Source organism: Polaribacter sp., from assembly GCF_965656025.1.
In the GTDB taxonomy this organism is placed as follows: domain Bacteria; phylum Bacteroidota; class Bacteroidia; order Flavobacteriales; family Flavobacteriaceae; genus Polaribacter.
This window is the reverse complement of record NZ_CBFHJT010000102.1, coordinates 1-6,197: the sequence shown is the minus strand read 5'-3', so window position 1 is coordinate 6,197 and position 6,197 is coordinate 1. Positions and strand designations below refer to the sequence as shown.

Genomic DNA, 6,197 nt, shown 5'->3' with positions numbered 1-6,197 from the left:
AAAAACCTTACAATTTCAAAAAGAAAATATTTTAAAAGAATTAGAGCAAAAAAACAAAGACTTACATGAATATGCTCATATTGTTTCACACGATTTAAAATCACCATTAAGAAGTATAGATGCCTTGGTCTCTTGGATTAAGATGGATAATGCAGATAAGTTTGATGATGTAACCATTCAAAACTTTAATTTAATAGAAAAAACATTAGAAACTATGGAAAAACTGATTTCTGATGTTTTAGAATATTCTAGTGCAGGCGCAAACACACACAAACAAGAAAGTGTAGATCTAAATAAAACATTAAATGATTTAAGAAAGGTACTCTTTATACCAGAAAATATTTCATTAAACGTGTTAACTAAATTGCCAGTAATTATTGGTGATAAAACAAAATTTCAACAGTTATTTCAAAACTTTATAAGTAATGCAATAAAATTTTCTGATAAAGAAAAAGGTATTGTAGAAATTGATTGTATAGAAAAACCAATGTATTATCAATTTTCAATTAAAGATAATGGAATTGGTATCGAAAAAAAATATTATGATAAAATCTTTGAAGCGTTTCATTCTTTAAATAAAAGTGAAGATTCCTCAGGAATTGGATTATCAATCGTTAGAAAAATAATCGATTTATATAAAGGAGAAATTTGGTTGGAAAGCGAACCAAATGTTGGAACTATTTTTTATTTTACCCTAAAAAAAACAACCTAATGAAAATAGTACAACTTAGAAAAAAAAGTAATTCTGATTGGCAGTACCTATCTGAAAAAATAAATTTAGTTGCACCATTAGTGTTAGTTTTTGGTAATAGATTTATGTTAGAAGATGATGAAATTGTTAATGAAATAAAATCTTTATTTAAAAACGGTCATATTGTTTTTGGTTCTGCATCTGGAGATATTTCTTCAATATCTGTAAATGACGATAGTTTAACAATTACAGCTATAGAATTTGAAAAAAGTTCTTTTATAATTAAAACTACTAACGTTTTAGACTCAATTTCTAAGTCACCAATAGATAGTCTTAGTGTTGGTAAAAATTTAATTAATCAGTTACCAAAAGAAGGGTTAAAGTATGTTTTTGTGTTATCTGAGGGAAGTTTTGTTAATGGAAGTCAATTAACAAAAGGTATGAATGGAACCACAGAAGATAACTTGCTAATTACAGGAGCATTATGTGGTGATGGTGCAAGGTTTGAAAAAACTTTATCTTCTTACAATGAAAACCCAAAACAAGGAGAAATTGTTGCTATTGGTTTGTATGGAGAAACTTTAGAGGTATCTTTCTCTATCAATAGTGGTTGGACTCCTTTTGGGCCAGAAAGAATTGTAACAAAATCTAAAGGAAATGTTTTATACGAGTTAGACAATTTACCAGCGTTAGACTTGTATAAGAAATATTTAGGCGAAAAATCTAAAGAACTTCCAGGAGCAGCATTACTGTATCCTTTAAACGTAAAAACAGACAACGAAAAACAAAAAATTGTTCGCTCTATTTTAAATATTAACGAAGCTGATAACTCTATGATTTTAGCTGGAGATATTTTTGAAGATTCTAAAGTACAATTAATGATGACCAATGTAGATAATATTGTAAATGGTGCAGAACAAGCAGCATTAAATGCATCTGAATTAAGAAATAACAAACCAGAATTAGCAATATTAGTAAGTTGTATTGGTAGAAAATTAGTACTCGATCAAAGAGTAGAAGAAGAGGTAGAAGAAGTAATGGAGGTTGTAGGAAATACAACAACAATTACAGGTCTATATTCATATGGAGAAATAGCTCCATTTAGAGGAGAAAATAATTGTCAACTGCATAATCAAACCATGGCAGTTACTTTAATAAGCGAGTAGGATGAATCCACTTATAAAAAGACAAATAAGAAAATATCTTCCTAAAGAATTTAAATATAAAAAAGATTTAGATAAGTTTTTAGATGCAGTAAACAAATCTTATACTACAGCAGATGAGCAGTTTTCTATGCTTCAAAGAGCCACAAAAATTAGCTCAGAAGAACTTTTTGTTGCAAATCAACAATTAAGAGAAGAGTCAGTATCTCAAAAAAAAGTAATTGCTAAGTTAGAAAATGTAATAGATCAATTACAGGTTTACGATTTAAATAAAGAGCGTCCAAAAGAAACTACAGACTCTTTAAAATTAGTAGACTTTATCGATTCTCAAACCAAAGAAATTATTAATATAAATAAACAAAAAGATTTATTAGTAAAGAACTTAGAGCGTCAAAATCAAGAATTAAATGATTATGCACATATGGTTTCTCACGATTTAAAATCACCATTACAAAGTATAGAGGCTTTAATAGTTTGGATTCAAGAAGATTATGCAGATGTTTTAGATAGTTCAGGTAAAAAAAGCTTAAAGCTTATTAGAGATAACGTAGAAAAAATGGATACCTTAATAAAAGGTATTTTACAATACTCTACTATTGGAAAAAAACAAACAGACTTTTACGAAGTAGACGTACAAGTTCTTGTTAATGAAATTACAGAAGAAAAATTTAACGCTGGTAATATTGAATTTATAATTCCGAATACATTACCTAAAATTAAAGGAGATAAATTTGGACTTGAGCAATTATTGATCAATTTAATAGACAATGCTATTAAATTTAATGATAAAGAAAAAACGGTTATAAAAATTGGTTTTACAGAAGAATTAGAATTTTGGAATTTTTACATAAAAGACAATGGAAAAGGTATTGATAAACAATTTTTTAATAAAATATTTGTTGCATTTCAAAAATTAGAAAACGATTACAAATCTGCAGGCATTGGTTTGTCTATAGTTAAAAAACTAGTAGAAGTTTATAATGGTAAAATTTGGTTAGAGTCTGATTTAAATGTAGGTTCAACCTTTTATTTCAGTATAAAAAAATAACATGGAGAAACCTAATTTAGAATATATAAACCAATTGGCAAGAGGACGCGAGTCTATAAAAAACGAATTGATAAGTGTTGTAAAAACAGAGTTTCCAGAAGAAAAAAAAGATTATTTTGAAAGTCTAAAACAAAAAGATTTTAAAAAAATAGAAGAAAATGTTCATAGACTTAAACATAAAATTAGTATTTTAGGACTTGAAAAGAGTTACAAATTAGCTAATGAGTTTGAACATAATCTTCGTGAGCATAGTTTAGAAAGACAGCAAGATTTTGAGAAAATTTTAATAGCAATTACAAATTATATAGAAACTATATAACTTTTATGAATTGTATTATTATAGATGATGAAAAAATGTCAAGGGTTATTTTAAAAACCTTGTGTAATGAAATTGAATCACTAAATATTATTGAAGAATTTTCTAGTGCAATTCAAGCTATGAAATTTTTAAATACGACCAAGGTTGATTTAATATTTTTAGACATACATATGCCAGATTTTAATGGTTTTGATTTTGTAGAAACTCTTAAACATAAAACAAAAATTGTTTTAATTACTTCTGATGACCAATTTGCTATAAAAGCTTTTAAATACTTAAATATTGTTGATTATTTATTAAAACCACTTACTTTAGATTCTTTAGAAAGATCTATAGAAAAAATAAAAACGATTGATATTGGTACGATTACAGATTCTGAAATTTCAGAAAAGAATCAAAATTATTTATCAGATTTTATTTTTGTAAATATAAATCATAGGTTAATCAGATTATCAATAAATGAAATAAATTTAATTCAGTCCGATAGAAATTATATTTTAATTTCAACAGATACTGAAATATATAAAGTTAATAGTCCTTTAAAAAATATTGAACAAAAACTACCATCAAAAAACTTTTTTAGAGTACACAAATCATATATAATTAATTTAAATAAAATTGTAGATATAGAAGAAAACACTATTGTTATTAAAAAGAAAGTAATTCCAATTGGCAAAAAATATAGGATAAATTTAAAAAACCGTTTAAATATAGTTTAATATACACTAATTAAAAAAATATGTTACTTTAAAAACTTATATTTAACTTATTTATATTTTTAAAGACACTTTATTGATATATCCTAATTATTACTACGTTCATACATACTATTTCTAGTTTAATCATTAAATTCTTTATATTTTCTTAATTTTTTTTTAATTTATAAAATAATTTATAAATTAATTTATAATAAATGAAAAATAAGATAAAAGTTAGACACAATAAAAGTTGTATTAAAAATGTTATTTGTCCAGGTTGTAAATCTTCTTACATAAAAAGGTTAGGAAAATTTCTTTTCCCTAAAATAATCGAATCAAGGTTATATAAGTGTAGTTGTTGTAATAAATTTTATTTTAAAACTCCATATTGGTATAAACCAATTAATATTTCTAAGTAATTCTTTTTTTAATGATTGACACTTAAAAAAAATCAATAATCATATAAAATTTATACATCATTTAAATAATTGTGTATAATAATTCAAAATGTTTTTAATACTTATAAAAATAAAATCTAACTAAAAGAAAAAAAAATTAATTAATCAAACATATAAATATCTAACAGATTTTATTTTAAGAAAGATATTAGTTGTTTAAATAAAAATTAAAGTTTAATTATAAGTTTATTATTTCTTAAAATCTCTTTACTAGAATGTCTTTTAGTAATTAATGTCCTATTTCTATCTGTCATCAATATACTTGGGTCTATAATCAATAGTGACTTGGTTGACTATTTTAGAGCCTGCAACACTTCTTTATTTGATAGGTCTTCGCCTTGTTTTCTTTTGTAATAGTTTTTTTTTTAAAAGAGGCTTGTATCCTTGTATAAATGTGTCTATAAATAGCTTCGTGATAAATAGACATTACAATATTATTAGGATATAATTTTTTAATTATAACTGAAATTTGTTCTTGAGTCCAATTTGATAAATGTCATTTATAGACAAAAACTTTTAGCCAAGTATATGTTATTATTTTAATCAAGATTTCTTTTATTTTAATAGTCTTCTTTAGCACCCCAATGAGCTAAATCAGCATCATTTAATTCTCCTGATGAGTGACAAATTTATTAACTTCTCTACCAATAGTTGATCGAGATCTACCAAGTTTATTTGTGATATAATATTTGGACTTATCATCCTTTAATAGCCTTTGAATGATCACTCTTTCTTTTAATGATAATCGTCTATTTTTTTTACTTCCATCTTACAAATCTATTAATTAAGATTTGTTTTGCTAAGTTATTGAATGGATAGTAATCTTCATAAATGACCATTATGTCCAAGGTATTAAGTTATTCATCCTTTTAGGATTTATCATTTCAAACAAAAAAAATATATTTGAATAATAATTGAAATATTGGGAGTTTTATTTCTTTTATAATGTTTTTTTGGCGCACTATAATCCTTTTCATTTATATTTTCCCCCCAGGTTTGGTATAATTTATTAAAATTATAGTGTGCTATTTTATTAAAAACATACTTTTATTACAATTTAATTTTACTCAATTTACAAAATATTGTTTAAAATTACACTTTTTCTTATTTGTAAAATCAAGTTTATGTTTTTAATAGTGGTTATTTAATTAAAGAGATAAATTTTTAAAATTTATCTCTTTTCTTACTTTAGATAAAATTTGACTCTAACTTATTAGGTTTTGATTATCTTATCGTTTTCTTCTAATAAAAAAAAATATTAATTTACTTTTCTCTTTATAATCTTAGATTAATTTTTTTTAATTTTATGATATTAAACATGTTGAGTAATTTATTTTATATTTTTTTCATTTCTGTTTTTATAAAATTATATTTGAATCTGAGTTATTAAATTTTTTTATTAGGAATTGAACTAGAAGGATTGGTAGATTCAAAACTATATAAAGAAACGAAGTATTTAAATCCAGTTGAGATTACTCAAGATATTTCTAGGAAATTAAAAAAACAATCAAAAATGCGATTTGGTTATTTGCTTGTCTCATCTAGGATATTATTACAAGAAAAACCCAAATAAAATTTCTGATTTAAATTTAGCAAAAGCAACAGAAAATATTGATTTAATTATTGGTGGACACACGCATACATTTTTACCAAAACCTACTATTGTAAAAAATAAACAAGATAAAAACATGCTTGTGAATCAAGTTGGGGCTTATGGTATTAATTTGGGTGGAGTAGATTTTTATTTTGATGAAAATGATAATAAAACTTCTAATGAAACCACTATTTTAGTGTAAAATTCAATTTATTTACCGATACAA

5 protein-coding genes and 2 pseudogenes are annotated in these 6,197 nt (G+C 24.2%); 6 read left to right on the top strand and 1 reads right to left on the bottom strand.

The genetic code is table 11. The features are described from left to right. The 5 genes from ACTG3S_RS13770 to ACTG3S_RS13750 all read left to right on the top strand — a co-directional run. The coding region (locus ACTG3S_RS13770; RefSeq protein WP_439129909.1) for a sensor histidine kinase at positions 1 to 712 on the top strand (712 nt) is incomplete at its 5' end. Next, positions 712 to 1,857: an FIST signal transduction protein gene (locus ACTG3S_RS13765; protein WP_439129908.1), complete on the top strand. Its 1,146-nt coding sequence runs from the start codon at positions 712 to 714 to the stop codon at positions 1,855 to 1,857. The genes ACTG3S_RS13770 and ACTG3S_RS13765, both read left to right, overlap by 1 nt. 1 nt (position 1,858) lies before the next feature. Further along, on the top strand, positions 1,859 to 2,902 hold the full coding sequence (locus ACTG3S_RS13760) for a sensor histidine kinase (protein WP_439129907.1): 1,044 nt from the start codon (positions 1,859 to 1,861) through the stop codon (positions 2,900 to 2,902). A gap of 1 nt (position 2,903) precedes the next feature. Continuing rightward, the gene (locus tag ACTG3S_RS13755; RefSeq protein WP_439129906.1) at positions 2,904 to 3,221 is read left to right on the top strand and encodes an Hpt domain-containing protein; all 318 of its coding nucleotides are present in this window, start codon (positions 2,904 to 2,906) and stop codon (positions 3,219 to 3,221) included. Between the two features lie 5 nt (positions 3,222 to 3,226). Further along, positions 3,227 to 3,940 carry a LytR/AlgR family response regulator transcription factor gene (locus ACTG3S_RS13750; protein WP_439129905.1) on the top strand — a complete coding sequence of 238 codons (714 nt, stop codon included), beginning with the start codon at positions 3,227 to 3,229 and terminating at the stop codon, positions 3,938 to 3,940. Positions 3,941 to 4,623: 683 nt separating this feature from the next. Here ACTG3S_RS13750 and ACTG3S_RS13745 read toward each other — a convergent pair. Then, positions 4,624 to 5,104 (bottom strand): annotated as a pseudogene (locus tag ACTG3S_RS13745) (IS30 family transposase); the annotation flags it as partial. 663 nt (positions 5,105 to 5,767) lie between these two features. Between ACTG3S_RS13745 and ACTG3S_RS13740 the strand changes: the two are divergent. Next, positions 5,768 to 6,173: pseudogene (locus ACTG3S_RS13740) on the top strand (bifunctional metallophosphatase/5'-nucleotidase); the annotation flags it as partial. Positions 6,174 to 6,197: the final 24 nt, after the last annotated feature.

Bases quoted from the DNA above. Each gene is read 5' to 3' on its own strand.
- ACTG3S_RS13765 (WP_439129908.1), top strand. From the start codon at position 712: ATGAAAATAGTACAACTTAGAAAAAAAAGTAATTCTGATTGGCAGTAC.
- ACTG3S_RS13760 (WP_439129907.1), top strand. From the start codon at position 1,859: ATGAATCCACTTATAAAAAGACAAATAAGAAAATATCTTCCTAAAGAA.
- ACTG3S_RS13755 (WP_439129906.1), top strand. From the start codon at position 2,904: ATGGAGAAACCTAATTTAGAATATATAAACCAATTGGCAAGAGGACGC.
- ACTG3S_RS13750 (WP_439129905.1), top strand. From the start codon at position 3,227: ATGAATTGTATTATTATAGATGATGAAAAAATGTCAAGGGTTATTTTA.